A 21240-nucleotide genomic window follows, 5' to 3' on the forward strand; every position below is an offset into this window, starting at 1 on the left:
CCATGGGTCGCGTCTACGCGAATGGCCGTTCGATTCTCCACAAGGGTGACGGCAACACGCACACCTCGGCGGCGCCCGATGTTTGTAAGGTGCCGACACCGGGAGGACCTGTGCCGACGCCCTTCGTCAACTCAGCGCAGGACTCGATGCTCACGAAGGGGAGCACGAGCGTCACGATTGAGGGCCACCCCGTGGCGCTGACGAGTTCGGAGCTGAGCACGAGTTCGGGTGACGAGCCGGGGACAGCGGGAGGCCTCATCTCCTCCAAGTTCAAGGGGAAGATGGCCTGGGGCAGCGGCAGCATGGACGTGAAGGTGGAGGGAAAGGGCGTGGTCCGCTACCTCGACGTCACCCTGCACAACGGGAACACGTACAACACCACCTTCATCTCCGACGGGCGCACCGCCTGGGCCTACGGAGACGACGCGGAGTGCACCGCGTGCGGCAAGTCGACGGAGAGTCACCGTGTCCACGAGACGGGCGAAGCCGTCGCCAACATAGAGCTGGTTTTCACTGAACTCATTCGGAGGCTTCATGAGCAACGGCCCCTCATCGAGAAATATCTCCGATTGAGAGAGGGCCGAAAAGCCGCCGAACAAAAGTCTCTTCAAGAAGCCAGAGACGCAAGCAAGATGCTGGCTCCCCAAATAAAGAAGAAGGAAGAACTCCTACTTCAACTCAAGTCTCCAGCAGGAAACGACATCCCAGCAATCAAGAACAATCTTATCCTTGTCCAAAACGACCTTAAGGTCGCCGAAAAAGCCCTGAAGGAGAAAAGAGCCGAAGACCTGAAATTAACGCAAGCGGTCCAACAGGAGATGCATGAAACCAATGACCAGCTCAAGAAGATGAAGCCTGTGCTACGTCACGACGAAAAGTTCAACACGTTCGTCGAGGGCTACATGGTTGGTTCATGTCTCTGCAAATGTCCTCAAAATCCACGAATGTTGACGTCTTGCTCTGGGCAGGCCTCGACCGGTTTCCGGGAGGCAGTGGCAGCCACTCCCTTCGAGCTCGTCGAAGGATTCCAGACCAGTGAACATCAAATTGGGGAGATGAAACGACTGGGGCGCGACAAATGGGAGTGCGCCGCACCCAAGCTTCTCCAAGCAGGAGGCTCCAACGGACACAAGCTCCGTGCAATGTCCGAGCGCTACTTCTCCCCTTTTCTTCCCCTCACAGTCAGCGTGGAATACAGCCGAACCGATGAGCAAGCGACACGGCAAGTCAAGGGCGAGTTCAGCCATGGTGAGTCAGTTCCATCGTGCGATGCCTGTCAAAAACTCACCCCTGAGATGCTCTGCCACAACCACAAAGAATGCGCTTGAGCCATGGACAAACTGACAACACTTCTCGAGCGCTTCTCTCCTGGATACCAAGACCGGATTGAAGGATACCCCGACTGGTTGATTGATGAACTTGAAGAGGTCTTTGGCCAACCGCTTCCGGTCCCCTATCGGGAATTTGCTAGAAGCATGGGCGTCAGCGGCGGTCCGCTTCTCGCCCATGTTCGCTCATACGATCCTCTCCTGAATGTCGCCGAGCTGTACCGACTTTCTCCTCAAAGCGAGCTGCCTCCGAGGACGTTCCTCTTCATCTTCGGGGATCCAGACCCGTTGGCGCCCACGCCATACTGGCTCGACCTGGAATCCCCATCAGAGGATGGCGACTACCAGGTGGTGCGCATGCCCTTCGGTGAGCATCCACAGAGAAAGCTGCATCGAGACTTCGTGAGCTTCCGGGAGATGCTCTTCCTCTGGGCCATGGAATACGTCCATCTGCCGAACTTCCCCCTTCAAGCGCGCTACCACCGAGGGAATGACCTCCAGGCCAGCACAATCGAGGACCTCGCCCGCATCCTTGAGAAGACGGGATTCGAGCGACTGCCCTACCCTCGCTACAGCATGCTCTTCGAACGGGATGACGCCGCCATTCGGCTCTACCGCCCGCCCGATGACTCCACTTTCGACATTCGCGTGGGCATGCACAGCGCCGAGCAGCTCAGGCATTTCCAGGCACTCATCGAGGACAACACAGACCTCAAGAGGTCCACCTGGTGAACCCGCCCGCCCCCGCCAACTTGACTCTCCCCACCCCATGGCGATGTTGAGCCGGAATGCACGGGCACCCCTCCCACCTCCTGCGCTGGCTCAGGCTCTTCCTCGCCTGCCTGACGCTCGTTGGTAGCGGTGCCTCGGCGCAGGCCCTGCCCCGCCCGGCTCCTGTCTCCGCCTCCCAGTCCAGCGGCTCCGCCTCCACCCCGCGCGCCCCCGAGCTGGTCCGCTACGCCTGGCACGCCACCCCCGGCCAAGCCCAACCCACCGCCTCCGCCACCTCGACCTCTCCGGTCCACGGTCGCGTCCAGAGGCATCCCCCAGGCCCCACCCGGCGCCTCTTCCTGCTCCACAGGTCGCTCCTCCACTGAGCCCTCCCGGAACGCCTCCGCCTTCCGGCAGTCCCCTCAGTCCCAGGAGCACCCATGTCCCGGTTCCTCTCCCGGGCGCTCGCCTTCCTGCGCGCGCTCGCGCGATACATCCGTCGCGCCTTCCGTCTCCTCTTCATCCTCATCCTCGTCGCCCTGCCCATCCCCGTCGCGCCCGTCGTCGCGGCCCTCCTGCGCCCCTTCCGGCGCAACCTCCCCGCCGAGGTCCTCCGCAAGAAGAAACAGCCCTGAGACACAGGGCCCCGAGCCTCACGGCTTCGTCCAGCCCTCGTCCTCGCCAGGCCCGCCGAAGTCGTCCCCCTTCCGGGGCGCGTCGCGCGTGCGCTTGACGGGCAGCCTCCATCCCCGCCGCACGGAGATGAGCCGCACCGCCGCGCCCACCGCCATTCCCGCCACCAGGGCCAGCCGTCGGTGCCCCGTCAGCGAGAATGCCAGACACACCAGGCTCGCCGCGAAGGCGGCGAGCGCGTAATACCCAGGCTCCGGCCTCATCACCGTGGGCGTGCGCCGGATGAGCACGTCGCGGATGATGCCGCCCCCCGCCGCGGTGATGATGCCAATGAGCACCGCCGTCCCAGGGCTCAGCCCCACCTCCAGCGTCCGCTGCGTCCCCGCCACCGCGAAGGAGCCGAGCGTCAGCGCATCCAGCGCGGACAACAGCTTCACCGTCGGCCCGTGCCGCAGCTCGAAGAGGAACGCGGCGAACGCCCCCGTGAAGGCCGCGACCAGATAGGCGGGCTTCACCAGCACCAGCGGCGGCCCCACCTGGAGCAGCGTGTCGCGCAGGATTCCGCCCCCCACGCCGGACACGAGCCCCAGCACCAGGAAGCCCATCAGGTCCATCTTCCGCCGCTCGGCCAGCAGCGCCCCCAACACCGAGCCAGAGAACACCCCCAACAGGTCCGCGACGAGCGTCCCCAAGGAGATGACCTGCTCCTGCACATTCGGTTCAGTCAGGTCGAGTGACATGGCGCGCGGCGGCCCGTCAGCACACCGCCATCCACCAGCGTGGGGACGCCGCGGTCCACCAGCAACCCGCGCCGGGAGGGTCAGGGGCCGCATGCCCGGCATTCCCTCCCCAGCGGGCTGGCACTCGGGCGACAGGACAACATCTCCCTGCCCCCATGGCCGCGCCCTCCGCGCGAACGCAACTTACCTGTCTACCCGCGTCTCCCGGAGCGAAGGCCATGAATCCCTCCCGACCCGCTGACCGCATCTTCGAGGGTGGAACCCTGCTCACCATGAACGAGCATCAGCCCACCGCCGAGGCCCTGGCCCTCCAGGACGGCCACATCCTCGCCGTGGGCACGCGCGCCGAGGTCCTCGCGCTGCGCGGCCCCGACACCGAGGTCATCCCGCTCCAGGGTGGGACGGTGATTCCCGCCGTCGTCGACAAGCTGTCGAGCGGCAACTCGGACGAGGAACCCGAACCCCAGGGCACCCTCGCGCCAGGCCAGCGCGCCAACTTCGTCGTGCTCTCCGGCAACCCGCTCATCGTCACGCCCCGCGCCCGCGAGGACCTGCGCGTCCTGCACGTCGTCAAGGACGGCCGCAGCCTCTACTTCGCGGACACCCCACCCGCGCGCGAGAAGAAGGACGAAGACCCCTTCAGCGAAGCCCTCTTCCTCGACGAGAGCGGCTGGCTCGTCTGAGTCCCGCGGTCAGCGGCGCGGACAAGGCCCGGCGCGTCGAGTAGCTCGGCGCGCACCCTCCGAGAAATTGTCCTGCAACGAGCACCTCGACACGGCAGGCGGGGTGAATGACACCCATCCACGCGTGGGCTATTGAAAGTTCTGCGCTGTGTACTCCAGGGGTGACTTCCTCCCACTCCCGGCGTTCTGCGATGGTGAGAGGGAACCCGCACCGGAGAGCCTCATGCTCCGCCGCCTTGGCCCCGCGTTCTTCCTCGGAACCCTGCTGCTCGGGGGTGCCTGCAAGAAGTCACAGGACCCCGCGCCCGCGACTCCGGCGCCCCCTCCGTCCGCGGAGCCCGCCCCCACCTTCGCGCTCTCGCTCCTCCAGGACGCGTCCCCTTCGGGCTGTACCTGGATGCGCCAGGACGCCACGGGCCTACGCAAGGCCCTGGCCACCGTGGAGGCTCCCTGCGAGCGCCTGGGCATGGCCTGGAGCCCGGACGGCAAGCAGGGCGCGCTGGTGGACCGGGGCGGAGGCACCGTGCCGCCACGCGCCTGGAAGGTGGAATTCGACTCACCCCAGGGCCTTGTGTCACTCGCACTCCCAGACGAGGGGCACACGGACTCGCTCGGCTTTGACGCACAGGGCCGTGTCGTCGCCCTGGTGTCGCAGTTGGAGGGTCTGACGCGGAAGGAAGAGCGAGGCGAGGAGGTCTTCGTCGTGGATGGCCGGCGGCTGCCCGTGCCGGAAACGGAGGGCAGCCCGGGCCTCGCGCATGCGTACCGCCGCGAGGGTGAGGCGTGGAAGCGCATCGAGTCCGTCGCGACGGTGTACGAGCGAGAGGACGCGGCGGGCACGACGGCGTTGGCCACCGCCAGCCAGTTGGTGTCCTCGACGTTCGGCGCGGACCCGGATGCGCCCACGGCGACGGAGCTCTCCGAGGGCAGCGAGGACGCGGTGCGTCTGGATGCAGTGGTGAAGGACAAGGGCCACACGGAGTACGGCGCCTGGGTCTCGCTGGAGACGCACGGAGGGCCGCTGTACGCGTGGCGCGCGGCGCGCGAGTTGCCAGTGCTGATGCCGCCGCTGCGCTGGGAAGCGAATGATCGCCTGTCCGAGCCGGAGGCCCTGTCGCTGGAGCCCACGTCGGTGGTGGAGCTGCGCGTGAGAGGCGCGCTGTTGCTCGTGGCCTCCGACCACAGCGCGCGCATCTACGACGCGCGAAGCAAGAAGCGCATCGCCCAACTGGACGGCGTGCATGGCGCGCGCTTCTGGCCCAAGCAGCGCACCGTCACCGCGGCCCTCCCCTCGGGGACCTCCGCCGGGCAGTAGCGACTGCCTGGAGGGTGAGCAGGCTCTCGGGCCCCTCGCCAGCCCGGCATGCGAGCGTCCGCGCAAGCAAGCCAACCCTCCCGCTCATGCCCATCCCTTGAGGGATGCACGAGCGTTTCCACAAGTTCGCCCAGGGCGTGTCCGAGCGTGTGGGCTCCGTCCAGGCCCTGCTGCTCGCGGTGTCCGTGGTGGTCATCTGGGCGGTGACGGGGCCGCTGTTCCACTTCAGCGACACGTGGCAGCTCGTCATCAACACGTCGACGACCATCATCACCTTCCTGATGGTGTTCGTCATCCAGGCCACGCAGAACCGCGACGCGAAGGCCATCCACCTCAAGCTCGACGAACTCATCCGCGCACAGAAGCACGCGCGCAACGAGTTCACGGACCTGGAGGACGCCACCGAGGAGGAGCTCGCGGAGCTCTCCCTCCAGTTCAAGCGCGTGCATGAGCGCGCCCGGGGACGCCACGTCGCCCAGGGGCACGATGACCGGCACGAGCCCGCATCGGACCCGGGCTCGAAGCACTGAGCCTGTGCGACTAGGGCGACTTCACCAGCGACATCATCATCGCGGCATAGCCGCCCACGCCCAGGCAGCAGGAGAGGACGGGCACCAGCAGCGCGCCAAGGGCAGCCTGTCCCCAACCCACGCGGTACAGCTTCTGGTACGCGGCCACTCGCACGCCAGCGCTCCAGAAGGGCATCACATACATGCCGCAGAAGGGCACCAGGCCCAGCAGGTAGACGCCCTGGGACAGGGCATGTCCGCGCAGCGTCGCGGCGAACGTGCTCGGCGCTCCCGCCAGCCGCAGCACCACGTGGTCCAACGCGGAGGCCACCACCGTGATGACCATGCTCAGCACGGGCATCACCACCACCCAGCCGAAGAAGAAGAAGACAACGAGGCCCCGGAAGAAGGAAGGGCCTGGCTCGCCCATCGCTCGGGACGCGAGGTTCTCGTAGGGGACCACCAGCAGGACGGCGAAGTAGAACAGGCTGGTGACGAAGTAGCCGACGAACGCAGTGAGCAAGGCGAAGAGGAGCGAGCTGCCCACGCTCCCCTCCGGTGACATCCGTCCGAAGGTGACGCCCGGACGCAGCATCACCTCCACGCACGTCTTCCAGAACGCCTTCGCCCAGCCCAACTCCTCGCGCTGGTCCCACGGGAGTGGCTCGTGCGGCGAGCGCTCATGACACCGCGCGCAGACCAGTTCGCCGCGAGGACCCTCGCGCAGACACTGTGAGCAAGCGAAGGCGCCACAGCGCGTGCACGCATGAAAGCTCATCCACTCCGGATGGATGGCGCAGACGGCCACGTCCGAGTCGGCGGGAGGAGCAACCAGCAAGGAGGCGCCACACGCCGGACAGCGCTGAGCGCCGGGGGCGAAGGAGGCCTGACAGAAGGGACACGGGATGCCGGACACGAGAGGCATCCTCGCACAGTCCTCCCGGACGACCTCGCCCAAGCGAGACTCGTGCGAGCGCATGAGGCCGTGGTCATCCAGCACGAGGCTCGCGCCACACCCATCCCAGCTGGCAGGCGAAGTCCTCGCCTCAAAGCGACTGGCACGGGCGCACGGCACGAATCCATGGGACACCCGGCACGCGGCTCGCGCAACACGCCAGCTCGATAGGCCGGCGCCATCCTCGACTCAAAGAGACTGACGAGGGCGCACGAGGCCGTGGTCATCCGGCACGGGGCCCGTTCCACGGTCCACGCCTGCCCGGTTGGCCGGCTCGGCGGTCGACTCCGGAGGACGGGCCTCGCGCGCGCGACGGGCCTGACGCAAGGCCGCCTTCGCTTCGGCCGGGTGGCCCTGGGCCTTCTCCCGCTTCGCCAGGGCCTCCCACAGCTCAGGTGACTCCGGGTGCAGCGCCACAGCCGCGCGCACCAGGCCCAGCCCCACGCGCGGCGTCTCCGAGTCCATCACCACGCGCTTGAGGAACGACATCGGCGCCAGCGCCAGCGCGCCCTGCGGCGTCGCCAGGGCCTCTTGTAGATGCGCCAGCACCTCCCCGTCCCGCTTCACCGTGAGCAGCGCCTGCGACAGGGCCCACCGGGCATCCACGCTCCTCGGCTGCAACTCCACCGCCCGCTCCAGCCAACGCACGCGGTTCGCGGACTGCTTGCGCCACGCGAACCCCTCGGCGACGCGCAGCAGCTCGTCCGAATAGTCCGGCCGCACATCCGGCGACAAGACCGCCGTCTTCTTCAGCGCGGGCCAGTGCGCCTCCGGGTTCTTCGTCTCATCCAGCCGCAGACGAAGCAACTCCGGCACCTCCGCCCGCTTCCACCCGGCGACGAAGCGCAGCAGGTCCCCGCGCAGCGGCTCGCCGAAGCGCTCCGTGTCCGGCACACCCTGAGCTTCACACGCGGCCAGATAGTCCGCGAAGAACGACAGCGGACCTTCCGCCGGGTACGCCAGCAGTCGCTCGGGGCCATGCGCCTTCTCCAACGTGCGCGCCATCTGCGCGCCCACGCGGATGAAGACGGAGCCCAGCTTCGGGTCATGCCCGCTGCGGATGCGCTCCAGCGCCGCCTTCGCGTCCTTGCCGATGAGCTTGCGGTCCAGCAGCTCCGACACACGAGCGAAGGCACCCGGCAGGTCCTCGTCCGGCGGCAGCGTGCCCGGCCCTCGCGTGGCCCACAGGTGATACGCCAGACCATAGCTGGCGATGCGCCCCAGTCCCTCGTACACCACCGAGTCCACCGGGTCCGTGAAGTGCGCGTCCCTGCGCGTGACACCACTCTCCAGCACGCCCTCCATCAACCGGATGGACAGGCGCCTCAGCCGCTTCGCCTCGCCCTCGATGTTGGTGGCCAGCGCAATCACCGTGTCCTCGGCGGGGAACATCACCAGCAGCGTCGTCGTCTCCGGCTGCCCGCCCGCGTGCGCCACCAGGTAGTGGCCGCGCAGGGGATAGGTCGCGAAGCCCATGCCGTAGTCCGTGAGGCGCCCGTCGCGCGTGGCCATGGACGCCTGCATCTTCCCCATGGTGTCCCGCTTCACCAACCGGTGGGCCAGCACCGCGCGACCAAAGCCGAGCATGTCCCCCACCGTGGCCCGCGTCCCACCTCCACCGAAACGACTGGACACATCCAGGAAGCGCGAGGGCTTCAGCACGCCGTCCTTCACGCGGTAGCCCACCGCCTGGTGCTCGTCGCGCGTCGCGGTGACGTCCAGGTCCGCGTGCTCCATGCCCGCGGGCTGGAAGACGTTCTCACGCAGGTAGTCGCGATAGGACTTCCCCGACGCCGCCTCCACCGCCGCGCCCAGCAGGTTGTAGCCCCAGGTGCTGTACAGGTAGCGGGTGCGCGGCTCGAAGGCGAGCGGCTTCTCGGAGAAGGCGGAGATGGCCTCGCCCGTGCTCACCGGCTTCACGTTGTTGCTGGAGGCCAGCCCGTCATACGTGGGCACCCCGCTCAGGTGTCCCAGCAAATCCTTCACCGTGACGGTCCACTGCTTCGCCGGGTAGCCCGGCACCAGCGTGTGGATGTCCGCGTCCAAATCCAGCTTCCCCTGCTCCACCAACTGCAAGACGGCGACGGCGGTGAAGGACTTGGTGACGGACGCCATGCGGAACGTGGTGCGCGGCGTCGTGGGCAGACGTTTGGCCACGTCCCGCAGGCCATAGCCACACACCCAACGCTGCGCCCCGCGCGTGACACCCACCGTCAGCCCCGCGACGGGCCCCTGGGACAGCTCCGAGCGGACGATGGCATCCAGCGCCTGCGTCACCTCGGGAGAAAACCCGCGCGGGCCCTCGGCGGCCTCCGCGCTCACGGGCTCGCACACCGGCGTGAGGCGCGGCGCCGACAGCGCCGGAGTCGCGAACAACCACAGCGCGGCGAAGAGCCCCCTCGGCGTCATCATGGCGCGGCCTCCACGGTCGAACCAGGCGGGCTTCCGGCCGCGGGCGACAGCGCGGCCACGCGACGGGAGGCCGGCGGCGTCTCCACCCAGGCGCGCAGCAGCGCGTCCGTCACCAGGTGGCCCAGCACATCCAGCCCCCGTCCGCGCGGATGCACCAGGTCTTCGTGCATGAACCCGGACTGGTGGAAGCGCGAGAGCGCGCCCTTGCCCCCCATGGCCGCGTAGAGGTTGAAGAAGGCGCACCCTTCCGCCTGCGTCACCTCCCGCTCCGCCTCGACGACGGCCTCCAGGAAGGGGCGCTGCGTGAAGGCCTTGCCCCGGTCCTTCGTGTCGCGCACCGCGTCCATGGGCCCCACCACCAGACAGGCGCTGCCCGGCGCGGCGGCTCGAGCCCGACGCAGCAGCGCCCCCAAGTCCTTGCGCAGCGTCTCCAAATCCGTGCGCTTCCACTCCAGGCGCTTGGACTCGTTGCCCCCCAGGAAGAAGACGAGCAACCGAGGGTCGCGCTCCGCCAGCTGCGAGCGCAGCGCCGCGTCATCCAGCCGCGCATAGAGGCTCGCATCCGCGGACGGAACCCCGAGCATGTCCAGGACGATGCCAGGACGCGCGTGCTGCAACACCACGCCCTGCACCACCGCGCCCTTCGCCTCCGCCACCACGTCCACCGACGTCGTGCCCGCGGGCAGCTCGAAGCGCGTGGCCTTCGACTCGCCACTTCCCGTGGGCTCCGTCCGGGCCAGCACCGTGTCTCCACTCAGGACGGTGAGCGCGCCGCCATGCGGGACATCCAGCCACCACAGGGTGCCTCGCGGCTCGCCCTCCAGCTTGAAGCGGCTGCGCGCCTTCGCGACGGTGGCCACGTGGTACACGCCCGTGACTCCGAACGGGTGCGGGGGCTTGCGCAGCTCGCCCAGCGTGCGGGGCTCCCACCCGCCCTTGCTGTAGCCGGTGCGTCCGCGCCCACCATAGGGCGCCATCCGGTCCACCAGCAGCACGCCCCGGCCCGCGGCGCCGAAGCCCGCGCCCAGGTCGTCCCGGAGGATGTCCACGATGCGGTCCCCCGCGATGAGCGAGTTGCCGAAGGCCTCGATGACCGTGGGCCCGGACGCCGTGCCGGCGGACAGGGAATCCAACGATTCGAAGAAGGACGCCAGCGCGGTGCGGGCGCAGCCCGTGCCCACGGGCGCCACGCACGGGTCATCCACCTTCGCCCCGAGCGCCCCGAGCTTCACCGCCAGCGCCTGCGTCGACCGCGTCCGCTCCGTGGGCTCCGGCGCCACCCGCCGTGGCACGGGTTCGGGCTCGGGTGGCCTCGGAGCTTCAGACGGAGGGCGCGCCACCGCCGCCGCCGGAGGGGCCGTGACAGGCTCCGGGGCGGTGAGGGGGCGAACCTCGGAACCGATTTCACAGGCGGCCAAGAGGCCACAGCAGGCCAGGACGTGGAACACGGCCCGCCGTCCACCCCACCCGACTTCCGAATGCGTCATGCGGCGTGCAGCGTAGACGAACTCTTCCGCTCGCGCATTTTCCCGGCCCGCCAGCCTCCCTGCTCCTCAGGGAAGCGTGGGCGAGGGATGCGCTCGCACCTTGCCTCCTGGTTTCCCGCAACCCTGCGACACACAGGGCCTCCGAGTTGGCGGACGGGCGACATCCGAGGTCCAACCGACAACATCTTCACTTCACTTGGGACGCGGAGTCCCCAGATTACCCGTCACCCACTATGGAGAATGCGAAGAACAAGGTAGCGAACTGGACGAGGTTCCATCGCAAGTTCGGCGGCCATGTGCGCCAGCTTCGCAACAACCGGGAGCTCACCCAGGAGGCACTCGCGGAGCGGTGCGAGCTCTCGGTGGATGCCATCCGTCGCATCGAGCGCGGAGCGTTCTCTCCGTCGCTGGATACGCTCGGCAAGCTGACGACAGGCCTGGACGTGTCGCTCAAGACGCTCTTCAACGGCTTCGAGCAGGAGCGCACCGAAGAGGTGGCGGAAATCTGCGACTTCCTGTCCAGCCTCTCCGGCCCGGAGGTGAAGCTCGCCTGGAGGGTGCTCCAGGCCATGTTCGAGGAAACCTGAGGACCTCTTCTGCCGGTGCGAACCGGCAGATGTTCCCTGTACCCCGCGCCCACCATGACCTAGGGAGACGACCTCTCATGCCAGGAGCCTCCGAAGGAACGCTGCTCGTCGTGGAGGATGACGCGGACCTCCGCGCCTCCGTGGTCGACGTCCTCACGAGCGCGGGCTATCGCAGCGCCGTGGCGAAGGACGGCCTGGAGGCGCTCACCTGGCTGGAGGTGCACGGGCGCCCCTCCCTGGTGCTGCTGGACATGGAGATGCCGCGCATGGACGGGTACGCCTTCCTGGAGCGCCTCGCCCGACACCCCGCCTGGACCGGGCTGACCGTGGTGGCCCTGACGCCCCGGCGGGTGCTCCACCCGGCCGTGCTCGACACCCTCCTCAAGCCCTTCGACGGGCACGACCTCCTGGAGCGCGTGCCCCACTGGCTGCGCGGCTCGCGCCTTCCCGGAACGTCCTGAAGCGCGATTCCATTGCGCGCAATGGACCTGGGCCGCATGTTGCGGGGAGGAACCGCCATGCCCCTGCCCAAGAAGCGCGTCGACGCGCTCCACCTGAACGAGCAGCTCTGCTTCACCCTGTACTCGACGGTGCACCTGCTCAACCGCACGTACCGGCCGCTGCTGGAGAAGCTGGGCCTCACCTATCCCCAGTACCTGGCGATGCTGGTGCTGTGGGAAGAGGACGACGTCACGGTGAAGGCGCTGGGGGAGCGGCTGCTCTTGGACTCGGGGACGCTCACGCCGCTGCTCAAGCGGCTGGAGTCCGCGGGGCTCGTCAAGCGCGAGCGGGACGTGCTGGATGAGCGGCAGGTGCGCATCCGGCTGACGACCTCGGGGCGCGGCTTGCGCGCGAAGGCGGAGTGCGTGCCTCCGTCCATCCTGGAGGCGTCGGGCTCATCGCTGGAGGAGTTGCAGGACCTCAAGGCCCGCGTGCTCGCCATCCGCGAGGCCCTGAGTTCCCGACTGGAGCAGGAGCCTCCGCCCGCGCCCGCGAGCAAGCGCCGCAAGACGGGGTAGCTATACCTGCGTCTTGAGGACGTCCTTCAGCCCGCTGGTGCCCTTCTCGACGACGCGACTCACCAGGTCCAGGGACTGTGTGTAGCGGTACATGGACGCCTGGAGCGCCAGCAACTCCGCGTTGGAGTAGTGCGCGCCAGAGGACGCGGACTGGATGATGTCGTCCAGCACGCGCTGGCCCTGCTCCAGCTCCTGGACGAAGCGGGAGATGCCGTGGAGCACCGTCCGCTCGGTGCTGGCGACCGGGGACACCGCGCTCGAGGGAGCGACCTCACGTGGAGCGCTCGGGCTCGAAGGGGCATTCGCCTTGTCCGCGAGGACGCCATCGAACCGGGACGCTTCGTGCTTCTCGGCCGCGACACTCACCGGTGGCGGCGTCACCTGCGGCGGAAGTGGAAGTGGTGCCGCGGTCAGCGGGCTCGTCATGGGGACCGTCTCCTTCGGGCGTGGAGCAAGGCGTCACCCGCGAGTATCCCCGCCGGGGCTGACAGCCTCCTGGCGCGGCGCGAGGGCCCTTCCCGAAAGGTCGGGCCCTCGTCCACGCGGGAGACACTTCACCGAGTCACGCGCGCTGAATCCGCGTGCCCCACGCCTTCAGGCGCTCGACGACATGGGCCGGGTCCAACACCCCCTCGGGCGAGTACAGCCCCGGGGCCACGGGAGCCCCTCCCACGAGCCCCAGCAGTCGCTCCACCGCGAGCGCCACGCCCCTCCCGCTCAGCCCCGAATGCACATCCCCATCCACCAGCGTGTGGCGCACGTGCGTCGTCGTCCCGTCCGGCAACTCTCCGATGAGCTCGATGATGACCTCGTGGCCGGGACCCTGACCGGCCGGGCGGCTCGACGCGGCCCGCACCGCGAAGTCGAGTCGCACCGTGCTCGCGTCCGTCACCGCCGCGAGGGTGGCCACGTCCAGCAACGGATACGCCCGGCCCTTCCACTGCGTGCCGTCCGCCCCCTGGAAGGTCCGCGTCGTGTCCTCCTCCGTGGTGGCCCAGAGGAACTTCCCGTCCTTGCGAATCAGCGGGCTGGGCACGCCCTTCGTCAGCCGCTCCATGTCTCCGCTGGCGGCGGGCCCGCCCACGTCCTCCTCGTCGAAGACGGCGCCAATCAGGATGGAGTGGACCTTCTTCAGCTCGCGAGCGAACTGGAGGGTGGACATGGCCACGGTGCCGCCCAGGAAGTGCCCCAGGAAGAGCACGGGAGCGGCCGTGGGTTTCTGGATGTGGAGCGCGACCTCCGGGCCGATGTCGAAGACGAAGTCGGAGAAGGAGACATACGGCAGCCCGTGCGCCTGCGCGTACTTCATCGAGCGCAGGGTGTCGTCCTTGAGCAGCACCACCACGGCGCTGAAGGCGGCGTCTGGAGCCAGGCCCAAATCATCGCGCTCCAGGTCGATGCGCACGGCCTCCGCCCGGCCGAGCTCCCTGGCGAGCGCGGCGGCCTTGCTCACATCACGTCCTCCAATCCGGAGGGCCAGCTCCGGGTGCAGCTCGCGCAGTGCTTTCACGGCCCGGCGTCCAACAATGCCGGAGCCTCCGATGACGAGGACGGGCTTCAGGTTCGATGCGTTCATGATGGGATTCCTGTGCGTGGAAGAGAGGGGAAGGTCATGCGCGACGAAGCCGGGCGCCGGACTCCTGGAGTCGGCGCAGCAGGTACTCCGGCTCGATGAGGACATGGGGGAGGTAGAGCCCCGGTGCGACGGGTGCGCCTCCCGCGAGGCCGAGCAACCGCTCGACGCCCACGGCCACGCCCACCGCCGTCATCGGAGCCTGTCCCTCCGGGTGCATCAACTCGTGACGCACGCGCGTCCGGGTGCCGTCGTGCAGCGTGCCTTCGAGTTCGAAGATGATTTCGGTGGAGAAGGGCTCGCCACGGCGGCGCGGCGCGGAGGTGCCGATGGCGACATCGAAGCGGATGGACTTCGCCTGCGTCGCGGCGGCGAGGCTCGCGGGGTCCAGCATCGTGTACGCCTGCCCCTGGACGTCCTGCCCTTCTCCGTCGCGGAAGGTGCGCAGCGCCGCGTCGCCTCCCACCCAGCGCCACTGTCCGTTCTCCAGGATGAGGGTGTTGGGCGTGGCCTTCGACTGCCGGTCCAGGTCCGCGTACGCGGCGGCCCCGCCCACGTCCTGCTCGTCGAGCACGGCGCCGATGGCGATGGACTCCAGCGCGCGGAACTCCCGGGCGAACTGGAGCGCGGGCAGCGTGGCGGCGCCCACCAGCCAGGCGCTGCCCAGGAGGATGGGCGAGCGCGTGGGCTGGTGCATGTGGAGGGCGACCTCGGGAGCGACCTCGAACAGGCTCGTGGAGATGCCCAGGTACGGCAGCCCGTGCGCCTGCGCGTACCGCAGCGAGTTGAGCGTGTCGTCCTTCACGAACAGGACGACGGCGCTGTAGGCGCGGCTCGAGGGCTGGCCCAAATCGGGCCGCGACAGGTCCACCGTCGTGGCGTCGGCGAGGCCGACCTCGCGGGCCACCGCCTGGGCGCGGGACACATCCCGGCCGCCAATCGTGAGCGGCAGGTCCGGTTGCAGCCGACGCAGGGCCTTGGCGGCCAGGGAGCCGACAACGCCCGAGCCACCAATGATGAGGACGGGTTTCCGAGGGTTCGAAGACATGACGGGTGCGCTCCCCTGCCCCGAGAGGCAGTGGTTGAGGGGGCCGGAGGGCCGGCGGGAAATGGTGCCGCGTTGACCCTACTTAAAGTAAGTTACTAAAAGTAGGTTCGCCACGATTTCGACGACGAGGGTCCGGTTGCGCGTCCGCGTCGAGGCAGCTAAGCCCCAAGGGTGCCGCCGCGACGTCCCATGAGTGAACCCGCCCCCAAGAAGCTCCCCAAGGCCCAGCGACGCGAGCAGTTGCTCGACGTGGCGATGGCGGTGGTGAGGAAGGAAGGCACGGACGCGCTGACGCTCGCCCACCTGGCCGAGCGCGCGGGCGTCAGCAAGCCCATCCCCTACGAGCACTTCCAGTCACGCGCCGGGCTGCTGATGGCGCTGTATGAGCGCATCGACGCCGCGCAGCTCGCTGAGTTCGAGGAGGCGCTCCAGCGCACGCGACGCAAGCTGGAGGACGTCGCCAGGGTGATGAGCGGCTCGTACATGCACTGCTACCTGACCATCGGTCCCGAGCAGCACGCCATCTCCGCCGCGCTCAAGGGCGACGGGCAGATGGAGACCTTCTATCAAACGATTCTGGACCGCTATGTGGACCTCTACCGGGACGCGCTCGCGCCCTACTGCGAGCTGCCGAAGGAGACCCTGCGCCTGCGCTGCGTGGGCATCATCGGCGCGGCGGAGGCGATTTCACGCGACATGCTCCGGGGCGCCATCTCGGAGAGCACCGCCGCGACGACGCTGGGCTCGCTCATCGTCTCCTGGCTGTCGGCGCGCAAGTAGGGCAAGGCCCGCCACGCGTGCAACGCCCGCGTCGATGTGATGCAGTCACGCGGTGCTCGACAGCGTCACCATCGACCAGCTCCGGACGCTCCGCGCGGTGGCCGAAGAGGGCAGCTTCTCCGCGGCGGCCCGGCGCCTGGGCCAGGGACAACCCGCCGTCAGTCAGGCCATGCAGCGGCTGGAGAAGCAGCTCGGCATGCGCCTCTTCGACCGCAGCAGCCGCGTCCCCCGCCTGACGATGAAGGGCGAGGCCGTGGTCGCCGCCGCCCAGCGACTGCATGACGACCTCGCGACGTTCCAGACAGTCGTCGGCCGCCTCAAGAGCGGCGAGGAGACGAAGCTCGCGCTCGTCGTCGACGCCATGTTCCCGACCTCCGCGCTGCTGTCCTTCGTCAAGGAGCTGGCGCAGACCCACCCCGGCGTGGAGCTGACGCTGGAGGTGGAGCTGCTCGCCGCCGTGACGGAGCGCCTGCGCGAGCGCAAGGCCACGCTCGCCATCGCCGGCGCGGACCTGGACCTCTCCGGCCTGGAGCAGCGCCCCATCGCGCTCTTGCGCATGCTCCCCGTCGCCGCGCCGTCACATCCCCTCGCGGCGGTGAAGGGCGTCATCACCGACGAGCACCTCGCCACCACCACCCAGCTCGTCCTCAGTGAGCGCCTGCCCTCCGGGAAGACAGGCACGGCGGACCGGGGCGTCTTCTCCGCGAAAAGCTGGCGCGTCGCGGACTTGATGACGAAACATGCACTCATCCTCGGCGGGCTCGGCTGGGGCCACGAGCCCGAGCACCTGGTGAGCGAGGACCTGGCGGCGGGGAGACTGGTGCGTCTGCGGCTCGCCGCCTATGAGGGCGGGCCTCCGCCACAGCGGCCCCTCGCCCTGGTGCGCCGCAAGGGCACGCCGCTGGGCCCCGTGGCGACGTGGGCCTCCAACCGGCTCACCTCCCTCTGCCAGCTCGCGCTCGGGGACCATCACACGACGTGATGATAAGCATCATGCGCGGGAGCGATTTACACCTCCGCTTCCACCCTTACGTTCTGTGTCATGAGCACCACGACACAGACACTGACTCCCCCCACCGTTCCCCACGCGCTTCCCCGTGCGCGGACGCTCGAGAGCGTCCACGGCGGCGGGCCCTTCCACTGGGTCGGCGACGGCTTCCGCGTGAAGACGCTCGTCCCCAGCGGGGGCGTGTCCCAGGAACGTGTCAGCCCCTTCCTGCTGCTGGACCACCATCCGCCGCATCACTACCCGCCCCTCGCGAAGGGTCAGCGGGGCGTCGGCTGGCATCCGCATCGCGGCTTCGAAACCGTCACGCTCGCGTTCGAGGGCAACGTCGCGCATCGAGACAACGCGGGCCACTCGGGCGTCATCGGCCCGGGTGACGTGCAATGGATGACGGCCGCGTCCGGCATCCTCCACGAGGAGTACCATGAGCATGCCTTCTCCCGACGCGGTGGCGTCTTCGAGATGCTTCAGGTCTGGGTGAACCTTCCCCGCGCTCACAAGCGGGCCGCGCCGGGCTACCAGCCCATCACCGCGGCGCAGATTCCCACCGTCCCCGTCGAGGGCGGAACGGTGCGAGTCATCGCGGGCAACTTCAACGACACCCAGGGTCCCGCGCGGACCTTCACGCCCATCTCAATGCTCGACGTGCGACTGCGCGCGGGGACGGACCTCCAAATTCCCTTGCCGAAGCACCACAACGCCATCGTGCTCGTCGCCTCCGGTCGCGTGACTTCCGGCGGTGAGACGGCCACCGAGGGCGAGCTCGCGCTCTTCGCCAACGACGGCGAGTTCCTGTCCCTGCGTGCCGAAACGGACACGCATCTCATCGTCCTCGCGGGTGAGCCCCTGCGCGAGCCCATCGTCCATCTGGGCCCGTTCGTCATGAACAGCCAGCGCGAAGTGCTCCAGGCCATTCACGACTTCGAGTCCGGCAAGTTCGGCGAGCTCCCCGAGGACGCGGCGAGCACTTCATGACAGCGCGGGACTGAAGCATGCGGGCGCCCCCGGACCACCGAGTCCGGCGGGCGTCAGCGGCTCCGGGCGCGGCGCGCGGGGCTCGTGGGCGGCTTCGCTCGCGGCTCCGCGCGAGTCGCCGGCATGTCCTTCAGCACATCGAACAGCAACTGCCGGAAGTAGCGCGAGCCAGGGTCCGCGTCCGTGCGGGTGTGCCACATGAGCGACATCGTCATGGGCGGAGGCGCGGGCATGAACCGCAGGCGCTTCAGCGGGAGCATGGCGCAGAGGACCTCCGCCGTGCGTCCCGGCATTCCCGCGACGTAGTCCGTGCGCGTCGCGGCCATGCCCGCGGCGATGAAGTGGGAGACGGCGAGCGCCGAGCTGTACTCCAGGCCGTTCTCCTTGCGGAACCGCTCGAACATGGAGCGCCCCACGCCCGGACGGCCCTGGGTGATGACGATGTCGATGTGCTTGCAGGCGTTGAACGCCTCCCGCGTCAGCACCGTCCCAGGGATGAGCGGGTGGTCCTTGCGCACGACGAAGGCCACCTCCTCCAGGTACAGGTCCTCCACGCAGAAGCCCTCCCGAGTGGCCACCATCCGGGGCCCCAGCGCGACATCCACCTCCCCCGTCCCCATTCCATCCGACGCGACCAGGAAGTCGATGCTCACCACGCGCAGCTGCGCCTGCGGCATGCGGTGCGCGAAGGCCTCGACGATGCGGGGCACGTCGCAGACATCCTGATTGTCACCGCAGGCCAGCGTGAAGCGGCGCGTGCTCTCCTCCGGCTGGAAGCGCTGGCCATCCACGGCCACCTGGAGCTGCGCCACCGCGTTGTTGAGCAGCGGCCTCAGCTCTTCACAGCGAGGCGTGGGCACCAGCCCCTTTCCCTGACGCACCAGCAGCGGGTCTCCCAAGAGTTCCCGCAGCCGGGCCAGCGCGTTGCTCACCGCCGACTGCGTGACGTGGAGCTGCCGCGCCGCACCCGTGGCGCTCCCCGTCTCCAGCACCGCGTGCAGCACGAGGAACAGGTTGAGGTCGATGGCCGAGAGATTCATCGCGGGGCTGGCATACCGCACCCGCCCGCATCACCGGAACACCCGGCCCCGCGTACTCAGGAGCGCTGCGCGCCCGACAGCATGGCCGCCACCTGGGGGTCCAGGCGGAAGGACTCGAAGAAGCCCTCCGCGTCCTGGGGCGGCTTGCCCTCGGGATGCAGCAGCAGTTGCTGATAGAGCCGGGGGCCCACCAGGTAGAAGCGGCCTCGCAGCCGACGCGGCCCGGAGACTCCTTCCACCTCCCAACCCGGGAAGCCCTCCAGCGTCAGGGGCTTCGAGGAGACACCCGTGGCGCCCAGGGCCTCCAGCGCACCCAGGCTGGCGCGGGACACCACGTCGCTCGGCTTCGCCTGCGACACCGCCGCCGCGGGGAAGTCCGTGTACGAGACGTAGTACGCCGTGTCCGACTCCGGACGGACGGCGATGAACGTGTGGAGTGTCACCTCGCCCACATCGGTGACCTGGGAGCGGCGCTCCTCACTCACCGGCCCCGGCAGGGCGACGGAGAAGCCCCCTTCCGTGGACTGGATGACAGAGGCGGGCGTGGCGGAGGAAGGCCGCGCGGCCTGGGCCTCGGGCGCCGGTTGGCGGGAGGCACACGCCCCCAGTCCTCCCACGGAGAGCAGGATGGCGAGCGGCGCGACTCGGCGCGAAATCTTCATGTTCCAGGCGACTCCTGTCATGGAGCCCGGAAGGTACGTCCGACGCCTCCCTGGCGCACCCAGCCTCTCCGACGGAAGCGCGGCACGCAACGCTTTGCGTCTAGTGCAGGGCGTCCGGAGGCACCGGCGCCGTGGCCGCCGGGAGCTCCACGGCGCCCCCCGCCTCCTGGGTGGCGAGGGCCAGCCGGACGCAGAACGTGGAGCCCACCCCGGGCGTGCTCTCCACCTCGATGCGCCCGCCATGGGCCTCGACGATGCGCCGCGCGACGGACAGCCCCAGCCCCACCCCCGGCGCGCGCTTGCTCCGGGCATCGCCCAGCCGCTGGAAGGGGGCGAACAGCATGCCCTTCTCCTCCTCGGTGACGCCGATGCCCTGGTCCTTCACGAGCAGGAGCACGTCCTCCTGATCGCGGCGCACCGCCACGTCCACGCGACTGCCGGACGGCGAGTACTTCAGCGCGTTGCTGACCAGGTTGGCCATGACCTGCTCCAGCCGGTCCGGGTCCACGCGCACCAGCAGGGGCGTCTCCGGCACGTCGAGCTGGAGCACGTGCCCGCCGTCGCTGGAGCGATACAGCTCCACCACGCCCCGCGCCAGCTCGCGCGCGTCTCGCACCTCGGGCCGCAGCTCCAGCTTGCCCGCCTCGATGCGGGTGGAGTCGAGCAGGTCCCCCACCATCCGGTCCAGGCGCTCCACCTGCCGTCCCACCAGCGCGAGCGTGCGCTGCATGCGCTCCGGCGTGAGCTGCGCGCGCGTTCGCTCGGTGAGGGCGGTGGACAGCTTCAGCGCGGACAGCGGATTGCGCAGCTCATGGGCCACGCCCGCGAGGAAGGCGAGCTGCTGCTCCTGCTGGTGCGTGAGGCTGTTGGCCATCTCGTTGAAGGTGCGCGCCATGTCGCGCAGCTCGGTGGGGCCCGCCACCGGCGCGCGGGTGCGCTTGCGTCCCGCGCCGAAGCGGCGCATGGACTGGCTGATGTCCCGCAGGGGTTGCCAGGCGATGCGTCGCAACAGATAGGTGCCGGTCACCAGGCCCACCAGCAGGAGGCCACACAGCACCAGACCCACGGTGTTGCCCATCCGGTTGAGGTCCGCCGAGGACTCGCGCGCCGTCCGGGCCTCCTCCACGTTGAGCTGGACCAGCCGCTCCAGCGAATCCAGCGAGGCATCCAGCGCGGGAATCACCCGCTGGGCGCGCTGTCGCAGGGGCAGCCGAGCGGCCTCTCGCTGGGTGGCGAGGTACTGCCTGAAGTGCTCATCCACCTCCCGGATGAGCGCCTGCTCCGGGGCGCCGAAGGCACTGCGATTGAGGCCCTCCAGCAACCGGGGGAACGAGGACTCGATGCTCTGGAGCGTCCTGCCCCGGATGCGCTCGGACGTCACCTCCACCGGGCCCGTCACGCCGCTGAGCCGGAAATGGATGAGCAGGTCGATTTCCAGCTCCTCCGCCAGATGGAGTCCCTCCACGGAGTTGCCGAGCGTGTTCGCCGAGTGGTTCTGCGCGTTCGTCAGGACGATGAGCGCGGTGGCGGCCACGAGCGTCAGCAGGGCGAGGCCGCCCATGATGGCGGCGAGCCAGGCGCGCAGACTCATGTCGCCTCCTGGCACGGCGGACGGACTCCACGAACGACCTGGCTCTGGGCGGGGAAGCTCACGATTGGGACCTCGCTGAAGCCGGGGACGGATGTGGATGGGACGCCCCCTTCATGACTGGAGGAACAAGCCCAGGACGTGGGGGATTCACGGAGTGGACAGCAGCCGGGCATGGTGGGGGGTTCC

At 69.0% G+C, this 21240-nt stretch carries 22 protein-coding genes; 12 read left to right on the forward strand and 10 right to left on the reverse strand.

All coding sequences use genetic code 11. The features are described from left to right. Positions 1-2: 2 nt before the first annotated feature. The 3 genes from HUA78_RS22555 (at position 3) to HUA78_RS22565 (ending at position 2674) form a co-directional block, all read left to right on the forward strand. A complete protein-coding gene (locus HUA78_RS22555; protein WP_174477122.1) occupies positions 3-1328 on the forward strand; it encodes a DUF4150 domain-containing protein in 1326 nt (441 codons plus the stop codon). A gap of 3 nt (positions 1329-1331) precedes the next feature. Continuing rightward, positions 1332-2060, forward strand: a complete 729-nt coding sequence (locus HUA78_RS22560) for an SMI1/KNR4 family protein (RefSeq protein ID WP_174468851.1) — start codon at positions 1332-1334, stop codon at positions 2058-2060. A 419-nt stretch (positions 2061-2479) separates the two neighbouring features. Next, positions 2480-2674 carry a hypothetical protein gene (locus HUA78_RS22565; RefSeq protein WP_174460576.1) on the forward strand — a complete coding sequence of 65 codons (195 nt, stop codon included), beginning with the start codon at positions 2480-2482 and terminating at the stop codon, positions 2672-2674. Positions 2675-2692: 18 nt separating this feature from the next. On the opposite strand, the gene HUA78_RS22570 is transcribed toward HUA78_RS22565, so the two are convergent. Continuing rightward, complete coding sequence (locus tag HUA78_RS22570; protein WP_174460575.1) at positions 2693-3412, reverse strand: trimeric intracellular cation channel family protein; 720 nt, start codon at positions 3410-3412, stop codon at positions 2693-2695. 218 nt (positions 3413-3630) lie between these two features. On the opposite strand from HUA78_RS22570, the gene HUA78_RS22575 reads away from it, so the two are divergent. From HUA78_RS22575 to HUA78_RS22585, 3 genes are all read left to right on the forward strand, one after another. Next, a complete protein-coding gene (locus tag HUA78_RS22575; RefSeq protein ID WP_174453725.1) occupies positions 3631-4095 on the forward strand; it encodes a hypothetical protein in 465 nt (154 codons plus the stop codon). Between the two features lie 223 nt (positions 4096-4318). Then, entirely contained in the window at positions 4319-5410 is a 1092-nt protein-coding gene (locus HUA78_RS22580; protein WP_174466433.1) for a hypothetical protein, read from the forward strand. 104 nt (positions 5411-5514) lie between these two features. After that, complete coding sequence (locus HUA78_RS22585) at positions 5515-5940, forward strand: low affinity iron permease family protein (protein WP_174460574.1); 426 nt, start codon at positions 5515-5517, stop codon at positions 5938-5940. A 10-nt stretch (positions 5941-5950) separates the two neighbouring features. Here the strand turns inward: HUA78_RS22585 and HUA78_RS22590 are convergent, their stop codons facing one another. The 3 genes from HUA78_RS22590 to HUA78_RS22600 form a co-directional block, all read right to left on the reverse strand. Further along, entirely contained in the window at positions 5951-6844 is an 894-nt protein-coding gene (locus HUA78_RS22590; RefSeq protein ID WP_174466432.1) for a YIP1 family protein, read from the reverse strand. Positions 6845-7063: 219 nt separating this feature from the next. Continuing rightward, positions 7064-9286, reverse strand: a complete 2223-nt coding sequence (locus HUA78_RS22595; protein WP_174477123.1) for a serine hydrolase — start codon at positions 9284-9286, stop codon at positions 7064-7066. After that, complete coding sequence (locus HUA78_RS22600; protein ID WP_371745641.1) at positions 9283-10578, reverse strand: GDSL-type esterase/lipase family protein; 1296 nt, start codon at positions 10576-10578, stop codon at positions 9283-9285. The genes HUA78_RS22595 and HUA78_RS22600 overlap by 4 nt, the downstream gene beginning before the upstream one ends. A 428-nt stretch (positions 10579-11006) precedes the next feature. On the opposite strand from HUA78_RS22600, the gene HUA78_RS22605 reads away from it, so the two are divergent. From HUA78_RS22605 to HUA78_RS22615, 3 genes are all read left to right on the forward strand, one after another. After that, positions 11007-11360 carry a helix-turn-helix domain-containing protein gene (locus tag HUA78_RS22605; RefSeq protein ID WP_174453720.1) on the forward strand — a complete coding sequence of 118 codons (354 nt, stop codon included), beginning with the start codon at positions 11007-11009 and terminating at the stop codon, positions 11358-11360. A gap of 77 nt (positions 11361-11437) precedes the next feature. Then, positions 11438-11821 carry a response regulator gene (locus HUA78_RS22610; protein ID WP_217439504.1) on the forward strand — a complete coding sequence of 128 codons (384 nt, stop codon included), beginning with the start codon at positions 11438-11440 and terminating at the stop codon, positions 11819-11821. Positions 11822-11878: 57 nt separating this feature from the next. Beyond that, on the forward strand, positions 11879-12379 hold the full coding sequence (locus tag HUA78_RS22615; RefSeq protein WP_217439503.1) for a MarR family winged helix-turn-helix transcriptional regulator: 501 nt from the start codon (positions 11879-11881) through the stop codon (positions 12377-12379). Here HUA78_RS22615 and HUA78_RS22620 read toward each other — a convergent pair whose 3' ends face one another. From HUA78_RS22620 to HUA78_RS22630, 3 genes are all read right to left on the reverse strand, one after another. Further along, positions 12380-12805: an ATP-dependent helicase HrpB gene (locus tag HUA78_RS22620; RefSeq protein WP_174460570.1), complete on the reverse strand. Its 426-nt coding sequence runs from the start codon at positions 12803-12805 to the stop codon at positions 12380-12382. Between the two features lie 136 nt (positions 12806-12941). After that, a complete protein-coding gene (locus HUA78_RS22625) occupies positions 12942-13955 on the reverse strand; it encodes an NAD(P)-dependent oxidoreductase (RefSeq protein WP_174466429.1) in 1014 nt (337 codons plus the stop codon). 34 nt (positions 13956-13989) lie between these two features. Then, positions 13990-15000: an NAD(P)-dependent oxidoreductase gene (locus HUA78_RS22630; RefSeq protein WP_174477125.1), complete on the reverse strand. Its 1011-nt coding sequence runs from the start codon at positions 14998-15000 to the stop codon at positions 13990-13992. A 189-nt stretch (positions 15001-15189) separates the two neighbouring features. Between HUA78_RS22630 and HUA78_RS22635 the strand changes: the two genes are divergently transcribed. From HUA78_RS22635 to HUA78_RS22645, 3 genes are read left to right on the forward strand one after another with little or no spacing between them, the layout of a single operon-like run. Further along, a complete protein-coding gene (locus tag HUA78_RS22635) occupies positions 15190-15780 on the forward strand; it encodes a TetR/AcrR family transcriptional regulator (protein WP_174477126.1) in 591 nt (196 codons plus the stop codon). Between the two features lie 52 nt (positions 15781-15832). Then, a complete protein-coding gene (locus tag HUA78_RS22640; protein ID WP_174453715.1) occupies positions 15833-16762 on the forward strand; it encodes a LysR family transcriptional regulator in 930 nt (309 codons plus the stop codon). 60 nt (positions 16763-16822) lie between these two features. Next, positions 16823-17761, forward strand: a complete 939-nt coding sequence (locus HUA78_RS22645) for a pirin family protein (RefSeq protein ID WP_174453714.1) — start codon at positions 16823-16825, stop codon at positions 17759-17761. 53 nt (positions 17762-17814) lie between these two features. On the opposite strand, the gene HUA78_RS22650 is transcribed toward HUA78_RS22645, so the two are convergent. The 3 genes from HUA78_RS22650 to HUA78_RS22660 form a co-directional block, all read right to left on the reverse strand. Beyond that, entirely contained in the window at positions 17815-18801 is a 987-nt protein-coding gene (locus HUA78_RS22650; RefSeq protein WP_174460567.1) for a LysR family transcriptional regulator, read from the reverse strand. A gap of 56 nt (positions 18802-18857) precedes the next feature. Continuing rightward, positions 18858-19463, reverse strand: coding sequence for a hypothetical protein (locus tag HUA78_RS22655; protein ID WP_174453712.1), 606 nt, complete (start codon positions 19461-19463; stop codon positions 18858-18860). A 100-nt stretch (positions 19464-19563) separates the two neighbouring features. Continuing rightward, positions 19564-21054 (reverse strand): HAMP domain-containing sensor histidine kinase, encoded by a 1491-nt coding sequence (locus tag HUA78_RS22660; protein ID WP_174453711.1) that lies wholly within the window; start codon positions 21052-21054, stop codon positions 19564-19566. Positions 21055-21240 lie beyond the last annotated feature (186 nt).

This window comes from Myxococcus sp. CA033, from assembly GCF_013336625.1.
Lineage (GTDB): Bacteria > Myxococcota > Myxococcia > Myxococcales > Myxococcaceae > Myxococcus > Myxococcus llanfairpwllgwyngyllgogerychwyrndrobwllllantysiliogogogochensis.